Source organism: Adhaeribacter sp. (genome assembly GCF_057359045.1).
Genome location: NZ_JBMQUD010000135.1, coordinates 15,535 through 31,842 on the forward strand (window position 1 = coordinate 15,535; position 16,308 = coordinate 31,842).

General features: G+C 43.2%; 13 protein-coding genes. 5 read left to right on the top strand and 8 right to left on the bottom strand.

The genetic code is table 11. The features are described from left to right. The first annotated feature begins 367 nt into the window (after nt 1-367). The 3 genes from ACO1R6_RS21500 to ACO1R6_RS21510 all read left to right on the top strand — a co-directional run bounded on the left by ACO1R6_RS21500 (nt 368) and on the right by ACO1R6_RS21510 (nt 2,444). Nucleotides 368-715 (top strand): GNAT family N-acetyltransferase, encoded by a 348-nt coding sequence (locus tag ACO1R6_RS21500; protein ID WP_486267173.1) that lies wholly within the window; start codon nt 368-370, stop codon nt 713-715. Nucleotides 716-960: 245 nt separating this feature from the next. Then, nucleotides 961-1,869: a TlpA family protein disulfide reductase gene (locus ACO1R6_RS21505; protein WP_486267174.1), complete on the top strand. Its 909-nt coding sequence runs from the start codon at nt 961-963 to the stop codon at nt 1,867-1,869. Between the two features lie 161 nt (nt 1,870-2,030). Next, nucleotides 2,031-2,444, top strand: coding sequence for a hypothetical protein (locus ACO1R6_RS21510; protein WP_486267175.1), 414 nt, complete (start codon nt 2,031-2,033; stop codon nt 2,442-2,444). 396 nt (nt 2,445-2,840) lie between these two features. Here the strand turns inward: ACO1R6_RS21510 and ACO1R6_RS21515 are convergent, their stop codons facing one another. The 3 genes from ACO1R6_RS21515 to ACO1R6_RS21525 form a co-directional block, all read right to left on the bottom strand. Beyond that, complete coding sequence (locus ACO1R6_RS21515) at nt 2,841-3,620, bottom strand: phytanoyl-CoA dioxygenase family protein (protein ID WP_486267176.1); 780 nt, start codon at nt 3,618-3,620, stop codon at nt 2,841-2,843. A 425-nt stretch (nt 3,621-4,045) separates the two neighbouring features. Beyond that, nucleotides 4,046-5,839, bottom strand: coding sequence for an ABC transporter ATP-binding protein (locus ACO1R6_RS21520; protein WP_486267177.1), 1,794 nt, complete (start codon nt 5,837-5,839; stop codon nt 4,046-4,048). Nucleotides 5,840-6,004: 165 nt separating this feature from the next. Next, complete coding sequence (locus ACO1R6_RS21525) at nt 6,005-9,079, bottom strand: PAS domain S-box protein (protein ID WP_486267178.1); 3,075 nt, start codon at nt 9,077-9,079, stop codon at nt 6,005-6,007. A gap of 422 nt (nt 9,080-9,501) precedes the next feature. On the opposite strand from ACO1R6_RS21525, the gene ACO1R6_RS21530 reads away from it, so the two are divergent. Then, entirely contained in the window at nt 9,502-12,027 is a 2,526-nt protein-coding gene (locus ACO1R6_RS21530; RefSeq protein ID WP_486267179.1) for a heparinase II/III domain-containing protein, read from the top strand. A 160-nt stretch (nt 12,028-12,187) separates the two neighbouring features. Here the strand turns inward: ACO1R6_RS21530 and ACO1R6_RS21535 are convergent, their stop codons facing one another. Continuing rightward, the gene (locus ACO1R6_RS21535) at nt 12,188-12,604 is read right to left on the bottom strand and encodes a hypothetical protein (RefSeq protein WP_486267180.1); all 417 of its coding nucleotides are present in this window, start codon (nt 12,602-12,604) and stop codon (nt 12,188-12,190) included. After that, entirely contained in the window at nt 12,601-13,179 is a 579-nt protein-coding gene (locus tag ACO1R6_RS21540) for an RNA polymerase sigma factor (protein WP_486267182.1), read from the bottom strand. The genes ACO1R6_RS21535 and ACO1R6_RS21540 overlap by 4 nt, the downstream gene beginning before the upstream one ends. A gap of 128 nt (nt 13,180-13,307) precedes the next feature. Here ACO1R6_RS21540 and ACO1R6_RS21545 point away from each other — a divergent pair, with 128 nt between their 5' ends. Next, nucleotides 13,308-13,649 (top strand): hypothetical protein, encoded by a 342-nt coding sequence (locus ACO1R6_RS21545; RefSeq protein WP_486267184.1) that lies wholly within the window; start codon nt 13,308-13,310, stop codon nt 13,647-13,649. Nucleotides 13,650-14,161: 512 nt separating this feature from the next. Here ACO1R6_RS21545 and ACO1R6_RS21550 read toward each other — a convergent pair. From ACO1R6_RS21550 to ACO1R6_RS21560, 3 genes are read right to left on the bottom strand one after another with little or no spacing between them, the layout of a single operon-like run. Further along, nucleotides 14,162-14,635 carry an OsmC family protein gene (locus ACO1R6_RS21550; protein ID WP_486267185.1) on the bottom strand — a complete coding sequence of 158 codons (474 nt, stop codon included), beginning with the start codon at nt 14,633-14,635 and terminating at the stop codon, nt 14,162-14,164. A gap of 47 nt (nt 14,636-14,682) precedes the next feature. After that, the gene (locus ACO1R6_RS21555; protein WP_486267187.1) at nt 14,683-15,279 is read right to left on the bottom strand and encodes a hypothetical protein; all 597 of its coding nucleotides are present in this window, start codon (nt 15,277-15,279) and stop codon (nt 14,683-14,685) included. 25 nt (nt 15,280-15,304) lie between these two features. After that, complete coding sequence (locus tag ACO1R6_RS21560; RefSeq protein ID WP_486267189.1) at nt 15,305-16,279, bottom strand: Gfo/Idh/MocA family protein; 975 nt, start codon at nt 16,277-16,279, stop codon at nt 15,305-15,307. Nucleotides 16,280-16,308 lie beyond the last annotated feature (29 nt).

The window sequence follows — 16,308 nt, forward strand, 5'->3', positions numbered from 1 at the left end:
ATTTTAAGATTTAGGCAGCCAGATTATTTTGTTAAAATACGAAGAGCAATTTGCTTCTATTGGTTCTAACAGAGCATAACCCAAATTTATATACGTAACTGGCTAAGTTGAAACAACTTCTAAATAAATATGTAACAAAATAATTATCAGCGTATTATGCACACAAAGCAACGTATAAAGATAGGTGATATAAACGTAATTATTACGTATACATAAAAGTTAGCGGTCAAGTTACGGCAAAAGCTACATTAGAAACTGAAACAAGACTATGCAGACCGACAATTTCAAGATAGCTCCATATAGTAACATATATCGACAACAGATTTTGGCAATTTGGGAGAAGTCAGTTCTTAACACACACGACTTTTTGACCTCAACTGATTTTAAAGAGATTAAGGAATTGGTAAGCAACATAAATTTCTATGACTTTCAAGTGTTTTGCTTGACAAATGAAGACTTGGTATTAGGTTTTATTGGAGTTTTGGACAGAAAAGTTGAAATGCTCTTTTTAGACCCAAAATATTTTGGACAAGGACATGGGCAGAAATTATTAAATTTTGCTGTAAAAGAACTAAAAGCGGAAAAACTTGACGTAAATGAGCAGAATATTAAAGCGCTAAGGTTCTATCAAAAGTTCGGATTTGAAGTATATGAAAGAACCGACAAAGACGACCAAGGCAGAAATTATCCTTTGTTGAGAATGAAGTTGATTTGAAATAATCAAATAAAACCTGAACCGCTAACAAGGTATTGCCGAAAGCGGGGCCAAATAGCTTCGGCTGGACTTCAGTACAAGGTTCAATTTCTGTTCTTCGATTAGACTTTCGTGCAAAAATCCCCGCCTTCGGCAATACCCGTTCCGTTATACAGCATCCTTTCTCGGCTCGAGCTTAACCAAAAGAAATTATTGTAATAATGGTGTTTATATCGTAGTTATACAGCATCAAAGTTTAGGATTAAATGAAACAATTCTTTTTATTTTTAATAGGGATTATCTTTACACTTACAATTAATGCTCAAACCTTGAGTGTCGATTATTTATCCAGTAAGCTTATTAATGGGTATCCACCTGAAGCCTCCTTCTTTATAGAACAAAATAAACCTACCCACCTTCAATATACTTCATTAAATACAGGTACAGATTCTATTAGAGTAATAATGGGTTCCTTCATGTTGAATGATCAACAAGATTATTATGCTATTATTTTATATAAAAAACGATTTGACTTTACAACTTTTAGCCTTGATAGAAATGAATCGTCTAAAATTCTGACTAAACAATTGGATCTTAAAGTAGACAATTCAACTAAGAGGCTTTCGTTGCAGCTTCAACATAATCCAATAACTGATGAAGTCTTTTACATGTGGCTGAATCCAAATGGAACGAGCAAAATTGCATCAATGCAAATGGAGGGGCTAATCCATCAAAATCAACCAATGCCCTTTTTTGAAGCAAAAACTTTAAATGGCGGAAATCTATCTTTAAATGATCTAAAAGGAAAATATCTTATTATAAACTGGTGGTCTATTACTTGTGGGCCTTGCATTGCAGAAATGCCTGCCTTAAATAAAATAGTTGAAAAGTATAAGTCCAGAACTGATGTGGTTTTTTTAGCAATGGCCTGGGACGAAAAGGAAAAACTTGAAAGATTTCTCACAAAAAGGGACTTTAAATACAAACAGACATATGATAAAGGACTTGCATCCATTTTTGGAGAATCATTTCCAAAACATATTATTGTAAATCCTCAAGGAATTGTTACCTACTATAAGATTGGTTTAGAATATGAATTTAAAAATGGGGAGCCTATTGTTGGGAAGAACCTTCAAATTGAAAAAGCAATAGAAAACCAATTAGGTAAAAAATGACGCTGTATAACACTGCATATACAAAACCCTTGCTCCGCTACGGGCTTTGCATATACTAAACGTTGTGTGCTATTCTATTTTGACAGTTCGCTTATGACGCAAGAAAGAATGGTATTCAAATAAGAGACACACGATGGACAAAACGGAATACTAAAACAAACATGACAGTTAAAGATTGTATAAATAACCTCATGGCTCGAAATGAGGAATTGAATAGCTTCATAGAAGCGACTTACAAAAAGAACGACGCAGACAAAGCCTTAATTGATTATGTAAATTACCTCAATGAAATAAACTATAATTCTGCTTTAAGTCTACAATTTTCTTATGTGCTACAGATGTCAAACGACCCGACGCTATTTGAGCAATTCGAGTTAAAAGACATTGAGCGTTTATATGACAGCTATTTGGAGTTATTTGATAAGTGTTCGGATATTTATATTGACGCTGCAAATTTTGCAGACGCAGTGATGAACAACAAAAGCAGAGCGAAACAAATAGTTGAAATAGGAATTAGCAAGCTGAAAATACAATTAGCTGAACTTGAAGACTTGGAAAAAGATTTAAACTCGTAGGACGAAGAACAGCACACAACAGTGTTTTTATAAAATTATGATGGAACGTTAAGCATTCAAATATGAATCACTATTTTGCTTTTGTGGTTAATTGAAACGGACGTTTTTCAAATGTCACAACTTGATAAACACTTTAATGTTAGGTTAAACAATAAAAGCCTTCCATATTTTCTATGTACTGGACTCCAATACCCTTAACTGAATTGTACGACTATATCAATAAAACTGAGAATGAGTTGAACAGGGAGTTGTTGAACCTTTGGAATCTTATTAAAGTTGGATCGAAGAAGAGGCAGGGACAAGAATACACCACTGCATAAATACCTTTACCGCTACACGCAACCTAAAAAAAGAGGCTGCCAAACCGACAACCTCTTTCCTTCAAACATTTTCCGATTACTCCAACGCTAAACGAATAGCCTCTTCCACGGGAGTGTAACCTACTTCTGAATTTGCAGTAGTTAATTCACCCCAAAGCAATAAAGGTGGTTGAGCCATAAACTTAGGCGTAGTGCCTTTGTGAGTCTGGGCCGCATGTACTAGAAAAGGATGGCACAAGTAAACAGTGCCGGCCTTACCAGTCGCATACACTTCTTCCCGCACAGGAAGTTCATTTAACTTACTTGCCAGCTCCATAAAGGAAAGGCCTGAATCACCTTCTTTATACAAAAGTTTCGCCACGTCGAGGTGCGATTGTTTGTAAATAATGGTAGGGGCATCTTTTTCACTAACATCTGAATATAAAACCAACATCAGCAAGGCCCTGCCTTTAGATTTGACATTGACCCGCCACTCAAAATAATTAGCGGGGTCATCGCCTGGGAAACTGGCATCTACGTGTTTCCCGGTGTCGGTGGGTTGTTTTCCAGAGGGGAATCTAACCGGAAATGTTCCCACACTTCTACAAGGTATCCACTTACCTGCTCCTACCAACTGATTAAAAGCGGCGTGCAGCTTTGGCGTATTCACAGAATCTATAAAAGGGGCTTGGGTGTACATTCCCAAGCGAATTACTGGTTCAGTCCAGGAATCTGGATTTGACCTTTGGAAGGGAATATCTCTCCATAAAATATTTAAAACTTCTTCAGCCATTTGCAAAGAAAAAGCATTATCGATGCGAATGAAACCGTTGACAATAAACTGATCTAGATCTATTTTACTTAATATATCTGCCATAATATTCCAGTTTTTAAACCACGCAGCAAAACCAACCTTTGTTGGGCAACGAGGCTAGGTTAAATAAATAGTAACAACAATGGGCAATAATAGAGAAGGCACTAGTTGAAATTAGTAGTGCGCTGCTTAGGAACTAAGCCAGGAAGGAATATTATAGCATTACAGTCATTCTCATAACACAAATATAAAATAATCTTCAAGCTAACACAAACAAAAAGGTATGCACATAATAAGGGCTTAGCGTAATACTGGGTGAGAAATTGCTAAATTGGAATTATGGTGCTTTGTATTAATGTTATTGCTGTGCTGCCGCCACTACGCCCAGCCCCGGACCGTCAGACAACAATTAAAGAGTTTCTTAACAGCCTGATGGAGTAGTGGGTTTTGTGTCTTAATTTTATATTTTTTAACTGTTGTAATTAAAATTAATTTAGTACCGCCGGTGCGCCGGGCTTTTCTTTGGCCGCGGGCCGCTCACCAATTTGCTGCCGCCACATGGCATAATACAACCCTTTTTGCGCGAGTAAATCTAAGTGTTTACCGGCCTCAGCAATCCGGCCGCGTTCCAGCACGTAAATACGGTCGGCGTGCAGCACCGTAGAAAGGCGGTGGGCAATTAAAATAGTAATATGGTTCTGGCTCGACGACACATCGCGCACGGTTTTACTTATTTCTTCTTCGGTTAAAGAATCCAGCGCTGAAGTAGCCTCATCAAAAACGAGTAAAGTGGGATTACGCAGCAGTGCCCGCGCAATAGATAATCGTTGCTTTTCGCCACCCGACACTTTAACGCCGCCTTCGCCAATTACCGTATCTAAACCTTTGTCGGCGCGGGCCAGCAACGAATGGCAAGCCGCTTTCCGGAGAGCTTCTAAACAATCGGCATCGGTGGCCTGGGGCGCTACAAATAACAAGTTCTCGCGTATGGTACCGGCAAATAATTGCGTATCCTGGGTTACAAAACCAATTTGTTCGCGCAGGTTATCCAGGTTTAGGCGCTCGCCCGGAATACCGTTGTACAAAATCTGGCCGCTTTCGGGTTTGTACAAGCCTACCAGCAGTTTTACCAAAGTGGTTTTACCCGAACCTGATGGCCCCACAAAAGCAATGGTTTCGCCGAGTTGCGTATTAAAAGAAATACTTTCGAGGGCTTTACTGGCGGCAGTTTGGTGTTTAAAAGTAACCTGCTCAAACGCCAGCGTCTGGATAATATTTAAGGGAACGGGCTGCGCAGGTTTGGCTTCTTTGGGCGTGTTTAGTATCTTCTGGAAGTTTTCCAGCGATACCTGCGTTTCGCGATAAATATTAATAATATTACCTAACTCCTGCAGCGGCCCAAAAATAAAGAACGAGTAAATAAACATGGAGATAAAGTCGCCAACGGTAATGCGGTTGGTAAACACCAGGTACAGCATCAGCAGCAAAATCACGTTGCGCAAAAAGTTTACGCAGGTGCCTTGGATAAAACTCAGGCTGCGGATGTATCGCACTTTTTTTAACTCAAGTTTTAATATTTTATCGGTGGTGTTGTTCAGGCGCGTGGTTTCTTGCTGGGCCAGCCCCAAACTTTTTACCAACTCAATGTTGCGCAACGACTCGGTGGTGGCACCGGCCAGCGCGGTGGTTTCGGCCACAATGGTTTTCTGAATTACCTTTATTTTTTTACTCAGCACTGAACTCAAAATACCCAGAATGGGCACCGCCGAAAAGTAAACAGGCGCAATCAGCCAATACACATTTACGGCGTACACCACCACAAAAATAATCCCTATGAGCGAAGTAAATAATACGTTAATAAAGTTAGAGATCAGCTTTTCTACATCGGTGCGTACTTTTTGCAAAATACCCAACGTTTCGCCGCTACGCTGGTCTTCAAAAACCGAGTAAGGCAAATCGAGGGAGTGACGCAGGCCATCGGAATAAATTTGCGCCCCCAGGCGCTGGGTAATTACGTTTACGTAATAATCCTGGAAAGCCTTGGCAATACGCGATACCATGGCCACGCCCATAGCTAATAATATTAAAGTGCCGGCACCTTTAAAAAACTCATTAGTAGAAATTTGCAGCTTTTGCGTAACGGCAGCCGTGGCGTAATCGTCGATTATTTTGCGCAAAATAAGTGGGTCGAGTAACGAAAACACCTGGTTAATGGTGGCCAGCAGCAAAGCCAGAAAAACAAGCAGCCGGTATTGTTTCAGGTAGCTGAATAACAGATTCATAGCTTTTGGGCAGATAGAAATAGACTGGCTAAAGGTACGCAGAAGCTGCATATAAAACCAGTTTGATTTCTGGACAAAACAGCCGCCGGTAAATGTTAGAACAGGCAAAACATTTACCAGCGGCTTTACCAGTATAACTTCCCTACTAAGTTAAAATCAATTATTTTAATTATCCAGTTGCACTTGTTCTGCTTTGCGTACAATATCCCGTATAACATCATCTAACTCGTAGGCCGAATCTAAAATATACCGGAGCACCTGTTCCTGGTCCAGATCAGGATCGGAGTAATTTTTTATCAGGTTAATTAATCCCATAATGCGGGCTACCGGCGCTCTTACCACATGCGATTGTATCCAGGCAATTTCGCGCAGTTTCTCGTTCTGGCTCTCCAGGGCTTTAAAATATTTTAGGCGCTCGGTAATATTGGTGGCCAGTACCAAACGGGCTCTTTCGCCTTTAACCGGAATGTGCCGGCTCCGGATTTCAACGTGAATAATTTCTCCGTTTTTCTGGCGATGGGTATAAATGCCCTGCCCAATGCGATTAAATATTTTCTGGCTGAGATTGGTTGCCTCGAGCAGTTTGTCTACTTCTTCGGGCGGGCGAATGTCTTTTATGGTCATCGCTAAAAATTCTTCGCGGGTGTAGCCATATTGCACAATAGCAGCCATATTTACATCTAAAAAACGGAGCGTATCCAGGTCGTAAACCCACATGGGCTGCGGACTTAAATGAAACAAATCGCTGTATCTTTTTTCCGATTCGGCCAGTTGCAGGGCTTGTATTTGCCGCTCTTCTTCAGCCCGCTTCCGGTCGGTAATGTCAATGCCAATGCACTGAAATTCGGAAGGCTCACCTTTGTTGTTGGTTAAACAGATAAAGTGCCAGTAAGATGATTTGATGTTACCGGTGCTGGTAAATTTATCCAGTTCTATCTGGAAAATTTCATTGGGGTTAGCAATGGCATTGGCAATAACTTTTCTCATCTCGTCGTGCTGAGCAGGTACTACCGAAAAGATAGAATTGGTGTGCTGCAGACTTTCGACTAGAGATAAACCAAAATCTTGTTTATACTTTTTATTCATAAAAGTATAATTCCCATACAAATCCGTCCGGATAACATAATTGGTCTGAGAATCGACAATGCTCCTTAGCCTGGCTTCGCTGGCAATTAATTCTGCTTCGGTATTTTTGTGGTCGGTAATATCCATGTAAGCGGCAATTACCTTAACAACATCCCCTTTCTCGTTTGCTTTTACCCGTCCCCAGGTTTTTAAATATCTTACTTCGCCGTTGGGCCTGATAATTCTTTCTTCAAAAATATAATCTTGCTCAGCTTGCAGCATGTTTTCTACATGCTGCTCTACCTGCGCCCGGTCGTCGGGGTGAATGGCCTGCAGGTAAATATCGCTGGTAGGTTTTACATTATTTTTATCTAACCCAAAGATGGCAAACAGTTCGTCGGACCAGGTTAACTCCTGTGTCTCTACATCAAATTGCACACTGCCAAAATGGGCCAGTTCCTGGCTTTGTTTCATTAAAAAGTTGGTATCTTCCAACAACTCCACATTTTCGCGGTGTTCAATAATTATTTTTAGCAGGGTGGCGGTTCTTTCTATTACCTTTAACTCTTCGGGGGTAGGTGCTTTTACGGTATTGTAATACATACCCAAAGTAGCCTTTACTTTGCCCGCCGAATCAATAATGGGGTAAGACCAGCATGCGCGCAAATTATTTTCTAATGCCGGTGCTTTATAAGTTTCCCATAAAGGGCTGGCGGCAATATCGCTCACAATAACTTTTTCTTTTAGATGAGCGGCCGTACCACAGGAGCCTGATTTTGCGGTAATCGGGAGGTTATCAATGGTAGTCTGGTAAGTTGGGGATAACGAGCCGGCTACCCAGTTAAACAACCGGTTATTTTTAGCCCGCATAATGGCGCAGTGCATTTCCGGGAAAATAGCTTCAATTCCCTGCAGGTAAACCTGCAACACCTTTTCAATGGGTTCGGTGGGATTGGCGTTTAATTCCAGTACCTTTTTCTCCAGATGTTCCAGTTGCTGCAATCGTTTTGAGGGGGTAATATCGAGCATTAAGCCCCGTAACCATTTAGGGTTACCGTGTTCGCTAATTACCGAGGCCGATACTTTGGTCCAGGCGTAAGTGCCATCTTTCTTTCGGATACGATAATCAATAGTATAATTTTCGTCGGCTTCTATTTTTTCTAAACTGTACGCCAGCACTGTTTCTCTGTCGTCCGGATGAAGCCGATTAGTCCAAAATCCGGGTTCGCTTAAACATTCCTCAGCAGTATAACCCAGCATCCTGGTTACCTGGTCGCTAACAAATGTTAAATTAAAGGTTTCGTAATTAGCTTCCCATACTACGCCTTCTACCGTCTGGATAAGATCTTCGAGCCGGTTTCTGGAATCAATAAGTTCTTGCTCTATTCTTTTAAGGTCGGTAATATCCCGGGTAACGCCATACACCCGCTCAAATTTACCTTCTTTTATTTCGCCTTTACCGGCAATACGAACCCAGCGCTCATTGCCTTTGGCCGTTATTACCTCCAGTTCTACATCAAAATATTCGCCAGTTTCAACGGCTTTGTCATAAACCCCCCAAAATATTTGCCGGTCTTTTTCTCCTTTTAAAAATCTATTACCATCGGTAACGGTAAGTTCCTGGCCTGTTTTTAATTCAAAAATATCGTATTGCACATCCGACCAGCGAACCTTGCTGTTATTATAAATTTCCCAACTGCCAATTCTGCCGGCTTTTTGCGATTCTCTTAAAAGCGCATCTTTGCTCCTTTCTTTCTGCTGGGTAACAATGGCTTCGGTTACATCTTGTAAGCACCGGATAATATATTTAATTTCTTTATTTTCGGTAAATACGGGCGTATTAACGGCTTCGAGATACAGGGTTTGGAAATCATGGGTACCTGGTATAGGCTTAGAGAATTTTTGTACGGGCGTTTTAACGGTTACTTTATCCCGCATTACTTTTTCGATAGACTCCTGCACATCCCGAAAACCGCGTTCTTCCATTTGCATACTGGGATAAGAAGTATTACGCAAGAAAGTGCTGCCTATTAGTTCTTCTTTTGCACGACCAGTTAAGGAAGCGTAAGCCTGGTTAGCTTCGGCTATATCTATATAGGGATAGTTACCGGTTAATATAACCGTAGGTACCGGCGATACTTCAAATACTTGGTAGAAGCTTTGTTCACTAATCATTTTCTCTAATTTTCCGTTCTCCAGCAACTTTAATAAGAACCTTCCAGCCTTATTGCAGCTTCTTACAACCTCAAATATTACTAAATTATTTAATATTCTAGTTACTACGCCGGAAATAAATTAATTCTTTCGCTAGCCCCAATACGGGTGCGGTTACAGGCTAAATATTGCGTTTAGTAGTTGTTCTTATTTTAAGCTTAACTTAAACTTTAGGAGTAGTATAACCATTCTGATTGCTAAACAGTTTCACCAGGTTTTAAAAACAATTCCAGGGAGTAGATTTTTAACAACACCCCCTAATATTTGGCTATTTGGCCAAGATAACCTACCTTCAATCGCATTAATAACAATTGCTTTTTTGCCAGCTAAACTAACTAAATTTAATGCAATCTGTTTTTGTACTAAACCTACCCAGAGCCACCATGCTTTTGGCAATCCTTCTCGCCTTTATAACCTTGGTTAATGCCCAGCCTAAAAAAATAACCAAAACAGTATCTGGGCACCAACACCCGGTTTACCCCCCCGATACTACTAATATTATCCGGCTTAAAAAAGCGGTAGAACCTTTAAAACAAATGTCTTTGCCCGACGTGATAAAGCTGGTACCAGAAGCTTCGGGTATTTTTTATGTTGGGTGCCCCAATTGCAATGGCGGGGCCCAGGAGATGAATGTTTTAAGTTGGCAATACGGCATAGGCGATAAAGTACGCTGTAATTATTGCCAGATGGAATTTCCGAACGAAAAATTCCCGAACAACCGCGAGCATGTAATTATAGCTCCCAGTGGCAAACGCCAGGTTTACCGGTACCACGAAAATGCCGAAGGCCGGCAATTTTACTTTGAACCCAAAGCCTGGTACGACCGCTGGAGCTGGATACAAAACATGGCCGACCAAATGGCTACTGTTTGGCTCGTTACCCAGGATAAAGCTTACGCCGACCGGGCGGCCGCCATTACCGGGCGCTTTGCTCAGGTTTTTCCGGATTATGCCATCCGGTTTAGTTACCCGCACGCCAAAGTAAAATTTTACCCGGCTAACCAAAAATGGCCTTATGCCGGTATGCAGCCTTACCGCGGTGCCAAATGGAACTGGTGGGGCTATAATGATATTCCGGTTACGCTGGCCAAAGTTTACGATGTATTAAATACCGGCTACGATTGGAAACGCCTAAATAAGCTGATTGGTAAAAATACCGATTTACTGATTACCCGCGACCTGCTGCGCCTGGGCTATGATGTAACCGCCGCTAACCCCGAAATTTATACCAATATGTCGCCGGGTATGTACAGAAGCATGATTCAGATGGGCCGCATTTTAGAAGATCCGCTTATGGTACAAGAGGGTTTAAAGCGTTTCCGGGAATTTTTTTCGCGTGGTTTTTTTGCCGATGGCTGGTGGAAAGAAGGCTCTACCTCTTATCACGACATGACCATTAATGGCCTGAAATCTGTTGCTACGGCTTTAGATGGCTATACCGTTCCGGCCACCGGAGATAACACCAACTCGGCCAAATTAAATTTAGCCGCAGAAATGCCGCTGTACGAGAAAGCCTTAAACGTAAGCCGTGAAGCTGTATTACCCAATGGCCGTAAAATACCCCTTAACGATACCTGGTGGCATGGCCGGGGCCAGAAAACAAATGCAACGGTTTCGCGGTTGTGGCCGGTTTTGGGCAACGCAGCCCTGGGTACCGGCACCGGCGCAAACCAAATAATGCTTAACGTAAACTGGAGCGGCAATTACGGGCATGCACATTATGATAATGGCTCCATTATTTTGTACGGGGCTGGTCAGGAAATACTTTCTGATATTGGTTATACCCACACCAAATACCGTGGCTGGACCATCCACACGGCATCGCATAATACAGTGGTCATTGACCAAGTAGGGCAAGATGCCGGCACCCACGAAAAACCGGTTACCGGCCACTTACAATTTTACGACGATACCGATAGCCACGTAAAAGCCATTGATGTAGATGCATCGCCGGCCTATGCGGTGGCCCAAAAATACCGCCGGCGTTTAATAATGGTACATGCGGCACCCGGGCGAGATTACGTAATTGACCGGTTTGAGGTAGAAGGAGGCCAGGACCACGATTGGTTTTTGCACGGTATGTGCGAACAGGAAGGCCAACTGGAAACCAGTATTCCCTTAAACCAGTCTTTGGCATCGCTGGTGCCAGCGTGGGGAGGCAAAGCTTTGGCCAAAAACCAGTACGACACCGACAATACCGGCAAACAGTTTCATGCATATGCTTATTTGCGCGAGGTAAAATCCGGGCCGGCCGCAAAACTTTGGACCGCCACCTGGCGCTACGACAGCACCGGTTTACGCTCGCATATTTTATCCCAAGCCGGTACGCAGGCTTATCGTTTCCGGTCGCCATCGGTCAGGTTAGCGGCCGAAGACGAAAACAAATTAGATAATTTTATGCGCACCGGCATTATGCAGCGCAGCTCTGGCCGGGCCTCTACCTTTATGGCCGTACACGAGCCCTTCCGGCAACAACCCTGGATTGAATCGGTCCAAACCGTAGCCGACGAATTAGTGGTGCGTTATACCCTCAACGGCAAAAAAACCGAAGATCGCATTAAATTAACCGATACTGGTTTTACCGTAATATCATCGGCGGGTTGGCAATACCACTCCGGGCAAGCCCATTCGGGGCAAGTACAAGGTCTGGAACAGGCCAACGGCAAGTGGCGGCTAAAACTGGACCGGAATGTACCTCCGGCAAATTACGTGCGGCTAGAACTGGGCAAAGAAAAAACGCTTTATTATCCGGTAAAAAACGTTGCGGGGCAATGGCTGGAACTTACCGATGATCCTGGCTTTACGCTGAATGCGAGTACTAATCAGGTGCAATTTTATACTTTCCCGCAAAACCAATACACCGGCCCGGTGCAATACACCGTGTTTGTACCCACTACCCCTAAGCCGTAATTTTTTAATATTTGAAATCCGTATCGGCCTCCGGATTTTTCATAACAGGAATTTCTGGCGGCTGATTTTAATTTGGGCTAAGTTATTTATTAAAGCAGTTAATAACCGGTTGGTTTATATTTTGGACTTTAATCGTAGGGCGCTAATTAAGAAGATAATATTATTTGGCCGTATAACGCCGGTAGAGCTTATCCAATATAAACAAGATTAAACAGCTAGCAGCTATCAGGGCAAATTGGGTAAGGTAGCTTATTAGGGGAGAGTAGGCCGGTTTAAGCGTTTGTATCTTCTCTGGTAAGGTAAAAGCAGTTACGGCTTGCATCCATTCGGTCCAACCCTGGCGGATAAATATTCCGAAAATAAACGGCAACAACAATAGCAGTCCCATTGCCATTCCCAACCGTTGCCATACCCGCCGCGAAATCAAGGGCTCCGCCAAGACTGCTTGCTGGACTGCTTCGGCCTCAACTGCTTGCATTACCTTGGCGGTAAAATTGGCGGCAGGGCCAGGCGTAGTATTTTCGGTTAATAGTTCTTTTAGGAAATAATCGGGTAATATTTTTTCCGGCTCCTTCATAATAATTCTGTTATCTCGTTTTTCAGGCTTTGGCTAAGAGCGGTATATAGCTTTTGCCGGGCCCGGAGAAGTTTTACTTTAATATTGGTACTGGTTAAGCCGGTTATCTGGGCAATTTCGGCTACAGGATGTTCATGCTCATAAAATAAATTTACCAGCAATTGCTCCGTAGGCGGCAAAGTAGCCAGCGCCGCTGCCACGTACACCTGCCGGTCGGTAGCCACTAATTGCCTTACCTGGTCCTGGGTGTCGGCAATATTACAAACGCCCAAATCATCGTCCGCGTCAAAAGGCTGGGTGGCTAATTGTTGCCGGCGCACCCGCGAAATGGCGGTGGTATATACAATCCGGTAAAGCCACGTCGAGAATTTAGCTTCGTGTTTAAACCCAGCCAGGCTGCGGTAGGCTTTCATAAAGGCATCCTGCGCTACTTCTTCGGCGGCTTCGCGGTTTTGGGTTACTTTAAGGGCAATACTAAAAGCCATATTTTGGTAACGGTTTACCAGCACCGAAAAAGCGGCGGTGTTGCCGTTCATAATTTGCCGGATAAGCTCGTTTTCGGGAAGTATAGCCATTTGCCTGATTTGACGCCGCTGATAAATAAGTGGTTACAACTAAATAAGTTAATTTTTTAAAGAAATTATGTAACCAGCGCCAGAGGTGGGTGCGTCAAAGCGGCTGAAACCTTTAAACTTTAGAAATTATGCCTGTACTAAACACTTTTGTAATCCTGGTTCTGGCCCTGCTATTTTTCGGAACCATCTTTGGTATTTTTTACCTTTATTTTACCGCCCGTACCCGCGAGCGGCTGGCCCTTATCCAAAGCGGGCAGGACCCAAATACTTTTAAGCCCCGGCGCGTTAACCTCAAGTACGGCATGGTAATATTTTCGGTAGTACTGGGCATGACTCTGGGCGATTTAATACCTTTCCGGTACGCCATTGGGGTGCCCTTGGGCGTAATGCTGGGCGCGCTTAGTCTGATTATTTATTATTTTATTATTGATAAACGCCTGGACAAAGACAAACCAACTACTACCCCGTAATAATTGGGGGCCAATGGTCGATTTTTAAAATATTCCGGCTATTTTATTTTAAACACCAGCTAAAAACTCTTGAAGAAAGGGTAAAACAGGCAAAACAGATATTTAATTTTACTTGTTACTTTCTAAGCAAAAGCTTCTTTGGAAATGACGCTCTTCTAATTGGTGGTTGATTATAGTAAACGTACCTAATTTAATAATTAATACCATAATTACATCCGTTCTGCGCTTAAAGAGAATAAGCACCAGATGGTATATGGCGCGGGCACGCCTAGCCCGGGTCTTATTTTCCCAGCCTCTGGCCGCTATACACTTGCCCACTGATTATTTTTTAAGAACCATAGCGGCCAGAGGCCGGTAGAAAGCCCCACCTGCGGGACGCTGGCGAGAGCACTGGATTAAGCGCACTATCGATTTAATAGCAGTATAAGTATTACCACTACAGAAAAAATATTCCGTGCATCACGTTTATTACCGCAACTTGGGCAGTACATTCGTTAAGAAAAAAACAAAAATTATTTGCCAGCTACTATACAGGTTGGGTTGTGCTTAACCGGGAAATTAACGGAATTGGCAATAAAACAACGGGCATTGGCTATTTTGTGCAAGGCCTCGGCTTCTGGCAACATGCGGCTATCGGTAACTGTAACTACGGGGTTTAAGGTTACCTCGGTAAAATGCCCCCCTTGCGCTGTTTCGAGCATGGTGCCGGTAGCCTGGTCTTCATAATTAGTTACGATTACGCCGGCTTCGGCGCATAAATGCAGGTACCATAGCATGTGGCAAGCCGATAAAGACGAGACGAATAATTCTTCGGGGTTGTGTTGATTAGGGTTGCCTTTGAACGCAGGATCTGAAGAGCCCAGAATATCCGATTTATTCTTTACCACAATGGTATGGCTCCGGTCGTAAGCGTTATAATTTAAAGTTCCTTGCCCTTTATTACCGGTCCATTTAACGGTTACTTGGTACGCATGCGCTCGGTTCATAAGAAATAATAAGCCCCCTTTTAAGTCTTACACTTTACTTTAATATTTTACAGGAAAAGCACATTCCGTTCCATTACCAAGGCTTTCAGTTCGGGCGGCAAGCCAAAATGGGTGTCAATAAAATCGTCGAGTACTTCTTTGGTTTGGGCCGATAAAAGTTCGGATAGCTGGTCGGCGGCTTTGCCACTGATCATGTAGGGCGTTACGCCCAAAAGCATATGGGTGCCGTCGCAATGGGCAATTACCTGGTACTCGGTTTCTTCAGTGAGGGGCGTAGCGGTAAGCAGGCAAGTAGCAATATAATCCTGGGCCGATGTATTTTGTTCTTCTATTAATTTCTGGCGGCCCGCAAAATTGGCGTGAGCAGAGAAATAATTTTCCAGGCGGGCTAACGAATCGGTTGATAAACTCTGGCGCATTTTTTCGGCACAAGGCAGGCACATGGCGTACTCAAAAGCCACATCGGTTACACCGGCATCGGGGTACCGGATTATCGATTTTTCGATCATGTACTGCGTACCAGGGGTAAGCAAATAAGTATTACAGGTAACACAGCTATCAAACGGTTTACCGGTGGCATAACTGTAAAAAGCCGGGTCCAGGGGTACTGGCCGGGCATATTTAGCATTTTGTTCTTCGCTCATCGGGTTAATTTTTTATAAAAGGCATTTAACGGCCTACTATTTTATCCATCACCCAAGCCGTGCGGGCTGCCGATATTCCCGTGCTGGAACTGGTACCCTGGCCTAGTAAATCATTTACTATCTCCTGAATTAAAGGTTGCTGTACATGCTGAGGATAAGGTATTTTAAACTCTTGTTTACCGGCAGCATTTTCCAGGGTTATTACATCGTAGCCAAATGTACTAAACTGAATACGTCCGGTGCTGCCTACAATTTCAGTACTATCGGTGCGGGCACTTTCGGCTGCATTAAAGCACCAAAGCCCGCTACCCTGCACGCCGGAGGCAAATTTAAAATTAGCTGCTACCACATCTTCCACGTTGTACAATTTAACCTGGTTAGCGGCCATGCCCTGTACTTCGGCAATCGGGCCTAGAAAATAATCGGCTAAATCTAGCTGATGCGAAGCCAAATCGAAAAACAATCCGCCGCCGGCCTGTTCCGGCTGCAGCCGCCAGGGCAACTGGGCGGGGTCCAGGTTTTGGGGTAAGGGCTGGTACAACCTGATATTGATAAAACGGACTTCGCCAATGGCCCCCGAAGTAATTAATTCTTTTATTTTATTAAAGATAGGTTGCGCCCGCCGGTAATACGCTACAAATAATGGTACTTGCGCACTTTCGCAAGCCTGTATCATTTGCTGGCACTGCGTATAATTGAGCGCCATGGGTTTTTCGACGTATACGGGTTTGCCGGCAGCCGCTACTTTTAAGGTATACTCCTGGTGCGATCCGGGCGGGGTGGCAATGTAAACCGCATTCACTTCCGAGTCGTTTATCAGGGCATCGGCATCGGCGTACCAACGGGGTACCTGATGACGCCGGGCATAATCTTCGGCTTTGGCGGCATCTCGCCGCATTACGGCTACTAATTTAGAATGCGGCACTTTTGCAAAAGCCGGTCCGCTTTTAACTTCAGTTACATCACCGCACCCAATTATGCCCCAGCGAATTTCTTCCATTTAAATTATCTTTTTATTCCGGCAGTAAT